14 protein-coding genes, 1 tRNA gene and 1 pseudogene are annotated in these 14,041 nt (G+C 64.9%); 12 read left to right on the forward strand and 4 right to left on the reverse strand.

Translation table 11 applies throughout. From position 1 onward, the window contains the following. Window positions 1-15 precede the first annotated feature (15 nt). Window positions 16-384: a hypothetical protein gene (locus tag ACVWY3_RS30635; RefSeq protein ID WP_456841795.1), complete on the forward strand. Its 369-nt coding sequence runs from the start codon at window positions 16-18 to the stop codon at window positions 382-384. Window positions 385-461: 77 nt separating this feature from the next. On the opposite strand, the gene ACVWY3_RS30640 is transcribed toward ACVWY3_RS30635, so the two are convergent. Continuing rightward, the gene (locus tag ACVWY3_RS30640; protein WP_456841796.1) at window positions 462-1,523 is read right to left on the reverse strand and encodes a polysaccharide deacetylase family protein; all 1,062 of its coding nucleotides are present in this window, start codon (window positions 1,521-1,523) and stop codon (window positions 462-464) included. Window positions 1,524-1,776: 253 nt separating this feature from the next. Between ACVWY3_RS30640 and ACVWY3_RS30645 the strand changes: the two genes are divergently transcribed. Next, a complete protein-coding gene (locus ACVWY3_RS30645; protein ID WP_456841797.1) occupies window positions 1,777-2,070 on the forward strand; it encodes a hypothetical protein in 294 nt (97 codons plus the stop codon). A gap of 186 nt (window positions 2,071-2,256) precedes the next feature. Next, a complete protein-coding gene (locus tag ACVWY3_RS30650) occupies window positions 2,257-2,472 on the forward strand; it encodes a cysteine rich repeat-containing protein (RefSeq protein WP_456841798.1) in 216 nt (71 codons plus the stop codon). A 40-nt stretch (window positions 2,473-2,512) separates the two neighbouring features. On the opposite strand, the gene ACVWY3_RS30655 is transcribed toward ACVWY3_RS30650, so the two are convergent. Beyond that, window positions 2,513-4,201 (reverse strand): MFS transporter, encoded by a 1,689-nt coding sequence (locus tag ACVWY3_RS30655; RefSeq protein WP_456841799.1) that lies wholly within the window; start codon window positions 4,199-4,201, stop codon window positions 2,513-2,515. A 138-nt stretch (window positions 4,202-4,339) separates the two neighbouring features. On the opposite strand from ACVWY3_RS30655, the gene ACVWY3_RS30660 reads away from it, so the two are divergent. The 6 genes and pseudogenes from ACVWY3_RS30660 (at window position 4,340) to ACVWY3_RS30685 (ending at window position 11,294) form a co-directional block, all read left to right on the forward strand. Then, window positions 4,340-5,710 (forward strand): hydrolase, encoded by a 1,371-nt coding sequence (locus ACVWY3_RS30660; protein ID WP_456841800.1) that lies wholly within the window; start codon window positions 4,340-4,342, stop codon window positions 5,708-5,710. A gap of 35 nt (window positions 5,711-5,745) precedes the next feature. Beyond that, window positions 5,746-7,118 (forward strand): annotated as a pseudogene (locus tag ACVWY3_RS30665) (cytochrome P450). Between the two features lie 50 nt (window positions 7,119-7,168). Beyond that, window positions 7,169-8,578 (forward strand): DUF5939 domain-containing protein, encoded by a 1,410-nt coding sequence (locus ACVWY3_RS30670; RefSeq protein WP_456841801.1) that lies wholly within the window; start codon window positions 7,169-7,171, stop codon window positions 8,576-8,578. A gap of 230 nt (window positions 8,579-8,808) precedes the next feature. Beyond that, complete coding sequence (locus ACVWY3_RS30675; RefSeq protein WP_456841802.1) at window positions 8,809-9,309, forward strand: tellurite resistance TerB family protein; 501 nt, start codon at window positions 8,809-8,811, stop codon at window positions 9,307-9,309. A gap of 226 nt (window positions 9,310-9,535) precedes the next feature. Further along, window positions 9,536-10,315 carry an SDR family NAD(P)-dependent oxidoreductase gene (locus ACVWY3_RS30680; protein ID WP_456841803.1) on the forward strand — a complete coding sequence of 260 codons (780 nt, stop codon included), beginning with the start codon at window positions 9,536-9,538 and terminating at the stop codon, window positions 10,313-10,315. Between the two features lie 184 nt (window positions 10,316-10,499). Then, window positions 10,500-11,294 (forward strand): glutamine amidotransferase, encoded by a 795-nt coding sequence (locus ACVWY3_RS30685; RefSeq protein ID WP_456841804.1) that lies wholly within the window; start codon window positions 10,500-10,502, stop codon window positions 11,292-11,294. A gap of 239 nt (window positions 11,295-11,533) precedes the next feature. Here the strand turns inward: ACVWY3_RS30685 and ACVWY3_RS30690 are convergent. Then, window positions 11,534-11,609: transfer RNA gene (locus ACVWY3_RS30690), tRNA-Ala, on the reverse strand. A gap of 201 nt (window positions 11,610-11,810) precedes the next feature. Between ACVWY3_RS30690 and ACVWY3_RS30695 the strand changes: the two genes are divergently transcribed. Genes ACVWY3_RS30695 through folD form a run of 3 tightly spaced genes read left to right on the forward strand, consistent with a single transcriptional unit; the run spans window position 11,811 to window position 13,355 of the window. Then, window positions 11,811-12,101, forward strand: a complete 291-nt coding sequence (locus ACVWY3_RS30695; protein WP_456841805.1) for a YggT family protein — start codon at window positions 11,811-11,813, stop codon at window positions 12,099-12,101. Between the two features lie 15 nt (window positions 12,102-12,116). Next, window positions 12,117-12,461, forward strand: a complete 345-nt coding sequence (locus ACVWY3_RS30700; protein WP_456841806.1) for a DUF167 domain-containing protein — start codon at window positions 12,117-12,119, stop codon at window positions 12,459-12,461. 9 nt (window positions 12,462-12,470) lie between these two features. Continuing rightward, window positions 12,471-13,355, forward strand: coding sequence for a bifunctional methylenetetrahydrofolate dehydrogenase/methenyltetrahydrofolate cyclohydrolase FolD (gene folD, locus ACVWY3_RS30705; RefSeq protein ID WP_456841807.1), 885 nt, complete (start codon window positions 12,471-12,473; stop codon window positions 13,353-13,355). Window positions 13,356-13,452: 97 nt separating this feature from the next. Here the strand turns inward: folD and ppa are convergent, their stop codons facing one another. Continuing rightward, the gene (ppa, locus tag ACVWY3_RS30710; protein ID WP_456841808.1) at window positions 13,453-13,986 is read right to left on the reverse strand and encodes an inorganic diphosphatase; all 534 of its coding nucleotides are present in this window, start codon (window positions 13,984-13,986) and stop codon (window positions 13,453-13,455) included. Window positions 13,987-14,041: the final 55 nt, after the last annotated feature.

A 14,041-nucleotide genomic window follows, 5' to 3' on the forward strand; every position in this document is an offset into this window, starting at 1 on the left:
ACGGGGAGATTTCACATGCGCAAGATCATTCTGGTTGCCGCCATGGTGCTGGCCTCCGCATCTGCCCATGCCGCCGACCGCAGCCTGTCGCTGTCATCGGCAACCGGGCAGACCTCCGCTCCGCAGGCCGCCGCGACCACGGCGACCCAGGTGAGCGAAGTCGCACCGGCTGCGGAGGCCCCGAAATATATCGACCGTCCGCCGGCAGTTGTGGCCCCTGCGCCCGCTGCGGCGACCGCTCCGGTCACGACCACGACGGCCTCAGCGCCGGTCGCGACGACCAAGCCTGCCAAGACCGCAAGGGCGGAGAAGCCGAAGCGCAAACGCGAATGGACCGAGCGCCGCATCATCAGCGAGCTGCATCGCCACGGCATTTACTGGTAGACGATCGCTCGCTCCAAAAAGCAAATGGCCGGGCAAGAGCCCGGCCATGACGTTTTGAGAGAGTGTTTCGATCGAGCTTACTGCGAAACCGTCTGCACCACGCTCGAGATCGGACGCAGGGTCGTGCTGGCGGTCGGCACCTTCAGGTCCTTCATCAGCGCCTCGTCATATTCCGGCAGCGTCTGAAGCGTCGTCTTGGCCTTGATCTGCACGACCTTGTAGCCGCCGGCCTTCAGCCGCGCGAGCAGCGCCGGCAGCGCTTCGCCGGTGTGCTTCTGGAAATCGTGCATCAGGATGATGCCCTTGCCGAGCTTGTCGAGCCTGTTCATCACCGTCTCGATGATCTTCTCCGGCGTCGCGCCCTTCCGGAAATCGAAGGAGTCGATATCGGTGGAGAACATCGCGACGTTGCGGGTGCCGAAATAGCTCACGATCGCCGGGTTGTGCTGAAGCTGCGGGAAGCGGAAGAACGGCGCGGGGTTGGCACCGAGCGCGAATTTCACCGCGCTGATGCCTTTTTCGACCTCGTCCTTGGCCATCTGCTCGGTCATCTTCTTGCCGTTCAGATTGACGTGCGACCAAGTGTGTGTGCCGACCGTGTGGCCCTGGGCCAGAACCTGGCGCAGGATTTCCGGATGATAGGTCGCATGCTTGCCGACCGAGAAGAACAGGCCCTTGGTGCATTCATCCGCGAGCGCCTTCAGCACCGCGGGGGTGTTCACCGGCCAGGGACCGTCGTCGAAAGTCAGCACGACCTCCTTGTCGGTGAGGAAGTCGAACTGCTTGAAATGATCGAAGCCGAAGCCGGGGCCGCCGGTGGTGTCGATCTCGACCACGCGGGAGACCCCGAGCGCGTTCGGATTGGCGCAGGCCTGCTTCGGCTGCACCGGCATGATCGGTGCAGGCGCAGGCGCGGGTGCCTGGGCAAATGCCGTCGGCTTGACCGCGATCGTGGCGGTGGTCTCGACGTCGTCTCTGGCGGCGAGCTTCGCCGGTGCCGGGAGCGGATCGGCGGCACGGGCGGCAACTGTCTTGGGAGCGCCCTGGTCGGCGCGCGTGGAATAATAAGACCAACCGCCGGCGGCGATGACGACCGCGGCAACTACACTGGCCAGCATCAGGCCCAAGGCATTACGCATCGCTACTCTTTCCAATTACGCAACCAAACCGGCGGAATCGCCCGCGCGACGAGCCATTAATGCGAAGGAACAGTTAACGTGACACCAACACGACAGCGGATGCGGAGGAATTTCAGCCGGGCGCGCCAAAGTGACCGATGTCACAGAGGCTGGCCTGCCCGTGACCGTCATCACAGTGGAAACTGTTTTGCCGGAGCATCGTAGGTCCCATCAACAACCGGCCCGCTGTCCGCGGTGCCAATGGGAGCTTCAAATGACCAAGTCCTTTTCGGCCAAGATCCGCGACGCCAGCCTGGCGCTGGGCTTTGCCGCGATCGTCTCCATCACGTCTGCGACCTCGAGCTTCGCCTTCTCGTCCGAGGCGCAGCAGATGTGCACCGGCGATGCCTTCCGCCTCTGCTCGGCGGAAATCCCCAACATCCCGAAGATCACCGCGTGCATGATGAAGCATCGCTCCGACCTGAGCGCCGGCTGCCGCGCGGTGATGGACAAGGACCTCGCCAAGGGCGCCTCACGCAAGGTCGCTGACGCCCAGGACAGTCAGTAAGAGAGCCCGCAACGCCGCAAGCGTTGCGATGCCCGAGCTCCCTGTATGCCGTGCCCCGGCGTCAAGCCGGGGTACACGCGGCACCGCCAATCAACCTATAAGCTCAGCCTGCCAATAAAGCCGTTGCGGCTGAGGGGTCGTCGCACTAGCTTCGCCGCACTTTGTTCCGGGTTGAGGCATTACGCGATGACCAGATTTCTTTTCACTGTTTCTTTGATCCTGTGCGCATCGGCTGCGTCCGCGCAGCAGCAGCCCGGGCATGATGCCTGCGCGCGTGATGTCAGCCGTCACTGCCGCGCCGTGATGAACAATGGCGATGGTGCCGTGCTCGCCTGCCTCAAGCAGAACCGCTCCCGCCTCAGCAAGGCCTGCGACAAGGTACTGACCGACCACGGGCAGTGACTGTCGTTCCGGATTCGCGCTTGACGGCGCGTCCCGAGATCTACGTGCTGCTCCCCGCCGCGGTCGCGACCACCGGCAGCACTTCCTTGCTTGCGCGGTCCGGCGTCTCTTCCTTCCAGCGTACCGAGCCGAACGGCCGCTCCAGCATGCGGCGGACGCGCACCGGCTCGGGGCCGATGTGGAAATCGATCGCCTGCTGATGCAGCGCGCGTTCGGACAGGGTCGCGCGGTTGCGCTGGCGCAAATAGTCGAACCAGGTCGGGCAGTGATAGCGCTCGGTCCACAATTCGGGATCGGCGATGTCACGCGCGATCGACCAGCCATAGGCGCCGTTACGCTGGCGCGAGAGCTGCACGTCCTGCATGACGTTGTGGAAGGCGCGCGCATTCTCCTGGGACACGCGATATTCGATCTCGACCACCAGCGGTCCGCTGCGCCCGGTGATCGACAGCTTCACCTCGGGGTCGGCCAGCACGTCGGCATCCTCGTTGCGGGCGCCGACGCGCGGCATCGTGAGCCAGATCCCGAGCAGCGGCGAGACCAGCATCAGGCCGGCGGCAACCAGCAGCGCGACCTCGACGCCGGCATAGTCGGTGAGATGGCCCCAGCCCCAGGCGCCGATCGCGATGCCGCCGGAGATCGAGGCCTGGAACGCCGCGAGCGAGCGGCCCGCGACCCAGCGCGGCGCCGAGAGCTGTACGCCGATGTTGAACAGCGCGACCGCCGCCATCCAGACTGCGCCAGCGAGCACCAGCGCCGTGGCCGTCAGCACCGGCTCCGTGCTCACGGCAAGCGCGGCCATCGCGAACGCCATCGAGATGGTGCAGGCGCGGATCGCAGCCTCGCCGCTCATGCGCTTGCGCAGCTCGTGGATGTTGAGCGCGCCAACGACCGCGCCCATGCCGAAGGCGCCGAGCATGATGCCGTAGGTCTGCGCGCCGCCATGCAAGAGGTCGCGCGCGACCAGCGGCATCAACGCCATGACGGCGCCGCCGATCAGGCCCATCACCAATGTGCGCAGCAGCACGATCTTGATCGGCGGCGAATTGGTGATGTAGCGGAAGCCGGACACCATGGCGCGGTTGAGCTTCTCGCGCGGCAGTCGCGACGGCTCGACCACGCGCCGCCAGAGCAGCAGTACCACCAGCAGCGGCAGATAGAGGATCGCGTTGCAGGCGAACGCCGCCACCGCGCCGAGCGCCGCGACGATGACGCCGCCGACCGCGGGGCCGAAGCTGCGCGCGATGTTGTAGCTGATGCCGTTCAGCGCGACCGCCGACGGCAATGCCTCGGGCGGCACCTGCTCGCTGACCGAGGATTGCCAGGCCGGTCCGAACAGCGCGTTGCCGCTGCCGACGACGAAGCAGAAGGCAAGCAGCGTCTCGGGCGTGATCAGCTTGAGCCCGGCCAGCATCGTCAGCGCGGACGCGCCGGTCAGCGCGATCGCGAGCGAGACCAGGGTGACGATGCGGCGGTCGTACATGTCGGCGATCGCGCCGGCCGGCATCGAGATCAGCATGATCGGCAGCATCAAGGCGGTCTGCACCAGCGCCACCTGGTCGGCCGACGCTGCCATCTGCGTCATCGCCCAGGCCGCGCCCACGCCCTGGATCAACAGGCCGAGATTGGAGAGCAGGCTGGCGAGCCAGATGCGCCGGAACACGGTGTAGCGCAGCGGCGCGGTAATGCCGTCGGCCGCAATTTTCTGACGGTTCGGCTGCTCGGTCATATCCCCTTCCATATGGGCTGGCAGACGTGGTCTTGGATGATTTCGGCAAGACCAGTGATGCCCGCGAAAGTCCTTCGCTGTCCAGTGGTTAGGCCGGTATAAGCGGTGCAAGACTGAAGGTTTCGCCGGGAGGAACAGATGAAGCTATCGCGACGAACAATCCTGCAAGGGGTGGGCGGCCTGCCTTTCGCGGTTGCGAGCTTGCGGATGGGGGCGCTGGCCCAGACCGCGCCCGTGGCGCAGAACGTCGAGGTGCCGCCAATCCTGTTCGTCCATGGCAATGGCGACTACGACGCGCTCTGGATGACGACGCTGTGGCGGATGGAATCGAACGGCATCGCGCGCGATCGCATGATGGCGATCAATTTCACCGATCCCCTGGCGCGCAGCGACGACAAGGTCGAGCAGGCCGGCCGCTCCTCGACCGAAGACCAGCGCCGCGAGCTTGCCGCCGCCATCGCAGACCTGAAGCACCGGACTGGCGCGGCGCGCGTGGCACTGGTCGGCAGCTCGCGCGGCGGCAATGCGATCCGCAACGTCATCAAAAGCGGCGGCGTCGGCGGTGTCAGCCATGCCGTGCTGTGCGGCACGCCCAATCACGGCGTGTTCGCAACCGACGATCAGCCCAACAACGAGTTCAACGGCCGTGGCCCGTTTTTGCGTGGCCTGAACGAGGGCGACAGCGAGGTGACGCCGGGCGTTGCCTTCCTCACCTTGCGCAGCGACGGCATGGACAAATATGCGCAAGCCGACGGCCGCTTCATCGGAAAGCCCGGCACGCCGACCAATGTTACCAACGAGGGGCCGGAGCTGAAGGGCGCCACCAATCTCGTGCTCGGCGCGCTCGACCATCGCGAGGTGGCGTTCCATCCGCGCGCTTTCCGCGAGATCTATAAATTCATCGCGGGACGCGAGCCGACGCGGATCGCGATCGTGCCGGAGCCGAGCGTCAGGCTGAGCGGCCTCGTGACGGGCACGCCGGGCGGCGTGCCGACCAATCGTCCGGTCGTGGGTGCAACCGTCGATGTCTTCCGCGTCGATCCCCAAACCGGTGAGCGTAGTGGCAATGCGGTGCTCAGCGCGAAGACCGGAACGGACGGCCGCTGGGGCGTGGCGCACGTCGATCCGTCATGGTCGCTCGAATTCGTGCTGACCTCGCCGGAGGCGCCGACGACACACATCTACCGCTCGCCTTTCCCGCGCTCGTCCGATGTCGTGCACCTCAGGCCCGGGCGCCCGCTCGGCCCGGCAGACAAGGCTGCCGGCGCGGTCGTGATCATGTCGCGTCCGCGCGGCTATTTCGGCCTGCCGCGGGACGTGGTGCTGTTCGACGGCAAGGAGCCCGCCGACGTCAAGCCGGGCGTGCCCACGGATGCGGCAGCAACCTTGCGTCTTCCCGCCAGCGAGGTTGGGCGTAACATCGTGGCCCAATTTGGCGAAGAACGGATTGTGGCACGGCTCTGGCCTGCCGCCGAGAACAGGATTGCGATTGCCGAGCTGACTTACTAGCTATTTACCTGCGCCATATCTCTCGGGAGGGAGCCATGAACATCGCCAGCGTGCGTCGGCCCATCGTCCCTCCGGCACCGCCGCGTGCGCCCGACGAGATGTCGTTCCTCGGCCGGGTCGCCGTGATCAGGCGCAACATGATCGCAACCTGGGGCCAGCGCGCCTATGAGGAAGAGGTCATCAAGGGCCGCTTCTTTCTCCGCAACAGTTTCATCCTGAACCAGCCGGATGCGATCCGGCACGTGCTGCTCAGCAATTACGAGAATTACACGCGCACGCCGGCCGGCATCCGCATGCTGCGCCCCGTGCTCGGTGACGGCCTGCTGATCGCGGAAGGCCATTCCTGGACGTTTCAGCGCCGCACGCTTGCGCCGGCCTTCACGCCGCGCGCGACCGCGAACCTCGTTCCGCACATGACCGCGGTGCTCGATGAGACCATCGCCAAGCTCGATACCCGCACGGGCGAGCCGGTCGATCTGCGCGAGATCATGCAGCGCATGACGCTCGAAATCGCCGGGCGCACGATGTTCTCGTTCGGGATGGATCGGCACGGGCCGACCTTGCGCAACTTCGTCATGGAATATGCCGATCGGCTGGGACGGCCCTATTTCCTCGATATGGTGCTGCCGGTGTCCTGGCCGACCCCGATGGATCTTGCCCGCGCCCGCTTCCGCAAGCGCTGGACCGAATTCGTCGCCATGCTGATCGCCGAGCGGCGCGCCGCGGGCAAGAAGGCGGACGCGCCGCCGCGCGACCTGTTCGATCTCATGGACGCCGCGCGCGATATCCCGAAACCGGCAAGGGCTTTTCCGACGAGCAGCTCGTCGACGAGGTCGCGACCATGATCCTCGCCGGTCACGAGACCACCGCGACCGCGCTGTTCTGGGCGCTGTATCTGCTCGCGCTCGATCCGGAGACGCAGGAGGAGGTGGCGCTCGAGACGCGCGGCGAGCACCTCGACAGCATGGCCGACATCGATCGCCAGAAATTCACGCGCGCGGTGATCGAGGAGACGATGCGGCTCTATCCGCCCGCCTTCCTGGTCGCGCGGGCCGCGCGCGACAAGGATAATGCAGCCGGCGTCGAGATCGGCAAGGGCGACATCATCATGATCGCGCCCTGGCTGCTGCACCGGCACGAGAAGCTGTGGGACCAGCCGAATGCGTTCATTCCCAAACGCTTCATGTCGGCGGAGGCGCCCGATCGCTTCGCCTATCTGCCGTTCGGCGCGGGACCGCGCGTCTGCGTCGGCGCGCCGTTCGCGCAGGCCGAATCCGTGCTGGCGCTGGCGCGCCTGATCGGCGCGTTCCGGGTCGAGCTCGTCGATACGACCAATCCCGTGATTCCGCTCGGCGTCGTCACGACCCAGCCGGACCACTCACCCATGTTCCGCATCACGCGTCGTTGACAGGCGATGGCTTGGCCGACGGCGTGATCCAAGAAAGATAGAGTTGCGCCATGAGCGACATCCAGGCCCAGTTCTCCGTTCTGAAGCAGACCGCCGATCCCGCCGTCGTCGAGGCCATCGCGCAGCTGATCGCCAGCGGTCACGATCGCGATCTCAACCGCATCAATGCGCTGGATTTCGCCAACCGTACCGGGCTCGATCAGGAGAAGGTCATTTCCGGATTCCTGCATGCCTCGCGGCTCGGCTTGTTCGACATGAGTTGGAACGTGCTGTGTCCCGGCTGCGGAGGGGTTCTGGGTGCACACACGACACTCAAGTCACTGAAGCACGAAGACTACAACTGCGCGCTCTGCGCGGCTGGATACGAGGCGTCCGTCGACGAGATGGTCGAAGTGGCTTTCACCGTCAGCCCGCAGGTCCGCCGCATCGGTGCTCACGATCCCGACACGTTGCCGATCTGGGAATATGTGCGGCAGATGTTCTGGAGCTCCGGCGTCGACATCAACGAAGAATCGTTCTCGCGCCTGATCAACGAAGCGACACTCGAAGCACTCGAATTGCCTGTAGGCGAAAAGGCGATCCTCTCGCTGAATCTGCCGAGCCAGTTCATCATCGTCTTCGAGCCGGTCACCCATTCTGCGCATTTCCTGGACGTCCAGGGCGAGCCGACGAGCGAACGTCAGCAGCTTTCGATCATGTTCAACAAGCTGGAGGCGCCGACCGGGACCACCGTGATGCGTCCCGGGCCGTTGCGGCTCACGCTCGAGAATCAATCGGGCAATCGCGTGCTGCCCTCGGTCTGGATTGCCGCCGACGCGCTGCACGAGATGATCGGCAAGCGCAAGCCGATCCTGACCGCCAAGCGGATGCTGTCCAATCAGACGTTCCGCGACGTCTTCAAGGCCGACAATCTCAATGTCGACCAGCGCTTGAAGATCACGTCACTGACGTTCCTGTTCACCGACCTGAAAGGGTCGACGGCGCTCTACGAGCGGGTCGGCGATCTCAGCGCCTTCGACCTCGTCCGTGCGCACTTCCGCGCGCTGCTGGAGATCATTGCCGCCGAGAAGGGCGCTGTCGTGAAGACGATCGGCGATGCCGTCATGGCAACCTTCGTCAGGCCTGAGCACGCGATCACCGCGGGACTGCGCATGCGCGCGGCGATGGACGAGCTCAACACGCAGCGCGGCGCCAACGACCTCGTTCTCAAGATCGGTATCCATGAAGGACCGTGCCTCGCGGTGATGCTGAACGAGCGGCAGGATTATTTCGGCCAGACCGTCAACATCGCCGCACGCGTGCAGAGCCTGTCGACCGCGCAGGAGATCCACATCACCGGCCCGGTGCTCGATGCCCCCGCGGTCGCCGAGGTGCTGGAGCGGCGCGCGATCAAGCCGATCCAGAAGCAGGCCGCGCTGCGCGGCATCGCCGACAAGATGGTGGTGTACGAGATACCGTGAGGGATCATCCGTCATGCGGGATGGCCCGTAGGCCAGACCCGGAATCCTGAAATTGCAGCGCGAGATTCCGGGTTCGCGCCGCGCGCGCCCCGGAATGACAGCGAACGGATTGCCCAAACGTAATGCGGCGCGCGGAACTGACGCACATTGCGCCGGTTGAGTTTCCCGCTCATATAATGCTGGTAAGGGCCGTGCTTGTTGCGGCGTCATCGATTTCGGTAGGACCTTATATGCTTGACGGCCTGCGCCAATTCATCGCCGACATTGTCGCCCCGCACGACCAGAATCGCACCTTCGACGACAGCGATTATCGCCTGGCCGCGACCGCGCTGCTGGTCCACGTGGTCTCGCTGGACGGCCAGCCGACGGCGTCCGAGCAGCGCAAGCTGCACAGCCTGATTGAAAGCCATTTCGGGCTCGATCGCGGCACCGCGGACCGGCTGATCGCGGACGCGACCCAGGTCGAGGGCGAGGCGGTCGATCTCTATCATTTCACCAGTGTCATCATGCGCTCGCTCGACGAAGAGGGCCGCAAGCGCATCGTCCGGATGATGTGGGAGCTGGTCTATGCGGACGGCCAGGTCACCGAGTTCGAGGACAACGTCGTCTGGCGCGCCTCCGACCTGCTCGGGGTATCCCAGCGCGACCGCATCGAGCTGAAGCATGCCATCGCCGAGCGCGCTGTTGGCCAAAACGGCGGTCAGGTCAAGGACGACGCGATCGGCGGCTGAGCCGTTTCGGCCCCGCCGCCTCCCGGTTGTACCGAGCACATGACGAAACTTTAATGTAACCGCGCCGCGCCGGGGCCGGATTCACCTGCAAATTCCGCGGCTTTCCTGCACTCCCGTCGCCGGTTCAAGCAGCCATGCTGCCGGCGCCGCTTGCCTGTCACGTACGGCCTATGCTCTCGTTCCGCCATTGCGGGGCCAAAACACTTCAATTCAAGAGACGTCGATCGTGACTGAGCGGGTAACGTTGATCACCGGTGCCTCGGCGGGAATAGGCACGGAGCTGGCGCGCGTGTTCGCCGCCAACGGCCACCGCCTTGCATTGACGGCGCGGCGGGCGGACCGGCTCGAGGCGCTCGCGGACGAGCTGTCCGCGAAATACGGCAAGAAGCCGATTGTGATCGTCTGCGATCTCCAGGACGCCGACGCCGGCGAGAGGATCGCCGCGGCACTTGCGGCCGAGGGTGTCGAGCTCGATCATCTCGTCAACAATGCCGGCTTCGGCGTGTTTGGCGATGCCGTCGAGCGCGACCGCGATGAGCAGGTCGGCATCGTCAATGTCAATGTCCGCGCTTTGACCGATTTGTCGCTGCGCTTCGCCGATCAGTTGATCAGGAACAAGGGTGGCCTGCTCAATGTCGGATCGGTCGCCGGCTTCCTGCCCGGCCCTGGCATGGCCGTCTACTACGCGTCCAAGGCGTATGTGATTTCCCTCACCGAGGCGCTGCGAGCGGAGCTCGCGCCGCGCGGCGTTCGCGTCACCGTGCTTTGCCCGGGTCCGGTGCCGACCGAATTCCAGGCACGCGCCGGCGTCGGCACCGGACATGATACGGCCCTGCTCAACGTGTCGGCCAGTGAGGTCGCACGTGAGGCCTATCGCGGTCTGATGGCCAACAAACGGGCAGTGCTGCCTGGCCTCGGCATCAAGATCGTGCCGATCGCGCTGCGATTCTTCCCGCGCGCCTTCATCCTGTTCGCCACCAGCCGGTTTCAGCGGCAGCGGCATTAGATTTGCTGTTTTGACGCGTTTTCTTCGCGCGAACCGGTGTCCACTTCGCTCGAAAACGCTTTGAGCGCCCCCGTACTGGCCCGGAGCTTGCTTTAATCTCAAGGCGCGTGTGCGCGAACTCACACGATGTTAACCTTCGCTTAGCTATGCTGGCGAACTGGATCCGATAGCACTCGCAGAGGCCATGTCGTTCCGGACGGACAGGTTTGGTGGCGCAGAACTGGTGCCCTTCCGAAACAGGGCGTCGCGTGCCGCCGCCTCCGAACTCCGATTGCCGGTGCTGATCGTCCTGCATCAGGAATCCTCGACACCCGGCCGCGTCGGCAATGCGCTGCGCGCGCTCGGCCACCGCCTCGACATCCGCCGTCCCCGGTTCGGCGATCCCTTGCCCGAAACGCTCGACCGGCATGCCGGCGCCGTGATCTTCGGCGGCCCGATGAGCGCCAATGATTCCGACGACTACATCCGCCGCGAGATCGACTGGATTGAAATTCCGCTCCGAGAACAGCGGCCGTTCCTCGGCATTTGCCTCGGTGCGCAGATGCTGGCGATGCAGCTCGGTGCCCGCGTCGCGCCGCATGCGCAGGCGCTGACCCAGATCGGTTACTATCCGATCCGACCGACCGCTGCGGGTCGGGCGCTCTGCCCGGACTGGCCGGCGCAGGTCTATCACTGGCATCGCGAAGGCTTCGAATTGCCGCGAGGCGCCGAATTGCTGGCGGAAGGCGATGATTTTCCGATCCAGGCGTTCCGCGCCGGCAATGCCTTCGGTGTCCAGTTCCACCCCGACGTGACTTACGCGATGATGCATTGCTGGACCACGCGCGGCTATGACGGCCTCAGCGCGCCCGGCGCGCGCGAGCGGCATCATCATTTCGCGGATCGTGCCGTGTATGACGTAGCTGAACGCGCCTGGCTTGATCATTTCATCGACGGCTGGCTGGCGCGTCGGCCGCTGCTGGCGCAAGCCGCCGAGTGATCGCGCCTTCGGTGAGCGACAAGATCGCGATCATTACGCTCAATCGTCCCGATCACATGAACGCCTGGGCGCCGATCATGGCGCGCGATGTGCGCTACGCGTAACCTGAGTGGTTTGGATATTTTCGGAGATCGTTGATGGCTGAGACAGCCCGTCTTTCTTCGCCCTTCGGGCTACGCCGCGGCAGCCTTCGCTACGATAGGGCTTGCCGAGCCGAAGCAGGCGCAGCCTGCGAAGGCTGGTGGAGCCAGGCGGGATCGAACCGCCGACCTCGTCATTGCGAACGACGCGCTCTCCCAGCTGAGCTATGGCCCCTTTGCTGGCCGCTCTGGTAAACGCGGCCGACAACCGGGCGCCATTTAAGTCCCCGCCAAGGTCAAGTCAAGGACGCGTGTAACCCGGTTTTAGCCATCCCGGCACCGACTTCCCTTGTTTGGGCCGGGGGGAACCGATATCTAGCGCAAGACGTCAATCCCACCCGCAGCCAGAGTTTTCAAAGCCAGAGTCTTAAAAGCCATGCGTGCCGTTCTCGACATCGTCATCATCGTGCTCGACCTCTACGTCTGGCTGCTGATCGCCTCCGCGATCCTGTCCTGGCTGATCGCCTTCAACGTCGTGAACACCCGCAACCAGTTCGTGTCGGCGGTGGCGGAGTTCCTGTACCGGATCACCGAGCCGGTCCTGGCGCCGATCCGCAGTTTCCTGCCGAGCCTCGGCGGCCTCGACATCTCGCCGATCATCGTGATTCTAATCATCATGTTCATCGAGCGGGTGATTCTGTACTACATCTACCCCAACGTGATCTGAGCAGGCTGGAGCGCCTTGGTTGCCAAAGACGCCTTTAGGGAACCCTGGCGCTACGCAGCCGCCGGAATCAGCATCGCGCTGCGGGTGACGCCGCGCGGCGGTCGCGACGATATCGACGGGATCGAGCAACTGGCCGACGGCCGCAGCGTGCTCAAGGTACGGGTACGCGCAATCGCCGATGGCGGCGAGGCCAACAAGGCCGTTCTGGTGCTGCTGGCGAAATCGCTCGGGGTGCCCAAGGCCAGCGTAAAACTGCAATCGGGAGCCACCTCGCGGCTGAAGCAGATCACGGTCGATGGCGACCCGGCGCGGCTCGGCGAAGCCCTGCGCCAGCTCGTCTCGGCCAGATCGACAGATTGAGGAACTGACATGACCGCCAAGATCATCGATGGAAAAGTCATCGCCGCGGAGCTCCGTGCACGCGTCGCCGACGAGGTCGCGCGGGTCAAGCGTGAGCACAATCTGGTGCCGGGCCTTGCCGTCGTGCTGGTCGGCAACGACCCCGCCAGCGAGGTCTATGTCCGCTCCAAGCACACCCAGACGCAGGCCGCAGGCATGGCCTCGTTCGAGCACAAGCTGCCGGCTGCCGTGTCGCAAGGAGATCTGCTGGCGCTCGTCGCAAAGCTCAACCGCGATCCGGCCGTGCACGGCATCCTGGTGCAGCTGCCGCTGCCGAAGGGGCTGAACACCGAGGCCGTCATCAACGCGATCGATCCCGCCAAGGATGTCGACGGCCTGCATCCGAACAATGCCGGCCGGCTCGCCGGCGGCTTCGAGGCGCTGTCGCCGTGCACGCCGCTCGGCTGCATCATCCTGACCAAGAGCGTGCACGCCTCGCTTGAAGGCCTGAACGCCATCGTGATCGGCCGCTCCAACCTGGTCGGGCGTCCGCTGGTGCAATTGCTGCTGAACGAGAATGCCACTGTGACTATTGCGCATTCGCGCTCGCGCGATCTGCCCGGCCTCGTGAAGCGCGCCGACCTCGTCTATGCCGCAGTCGGAAGGCCGGAGATGGTGCGCGGCGACTGGCTGAAGCCGGGGGCGACGGTGATCGACGTCGGCATCAACCGCATTCCGAAGGAGGACGGCAAGACTCGGCTTGTCGGCGATGTGGCCTATCAGGAAGCGCTTGACGTTGCCGGCGCGGTGACACCGGTGCCCGGCGGCGTCGGCCAGATGACGGTGGCCTGCCTGCTGGTGAATACGCTGCGCGCCGCGTGCGCGATCGCAGGGCTGCCGAAGCCGGCGGTATGACGAGTGTCATTCCGGGGCGATGCGCAGCATCGAACCGGAATCCCGCGCCCCAATCTCTGGATTCCGGGTTCGCGCTGACGCGCGCCCGGAATGACGATCAGCCCTTCTTCTTCTGGCGCTCGATGCCTTCGAGGATCAGCTTGTGCGCTTCCTCCGGGCCGCCCCAGCGCAGGATCTTCACCCACTTGCCCTTCTCGAGATCCTTGTAGTGCTCGAAGAAGTGCTGGATCTGCTGCAGCGTGATGTCGGGCAGGTCGGAATACGACTTCACCTTGTCGTAGCGCTGCGTCAGCTTCGATGACGGCACCGCCAGGATCTTCTCGTCGCCGCCCGCCTCGTCTTCCATGAACAGCACGCCGACCGGGCGCACGCTCATGACGGCGCCGGGGATGATGGCGCGGGTGTTGATGATCAGCACGTCGCAGGGATCGCCATCGTCGGATAGTGTGTGCGGGATGAAGCCGTAGTTACCGGGGTAACGCATCGGCGTGTACAGGAAGCGGTCGACCACCAGCGTGCCGGCCTCCTTGTCCATCTCGTATTTGATCGGTTCGCCGCCCACGGGGACTTCGATAATCACGTTGACGTCGTGGGGGACGTTCTTCCCGATCGAGACCGCATCGATACGCATTCAAGGCTCCGTTCTTGCCGAGGTTAAATCGCGCCCGGCAGCGATTTGGGCGCTG

Source organism: Bradyrhizobium sp. USDA 4486 (assembly GCF_054057995.1).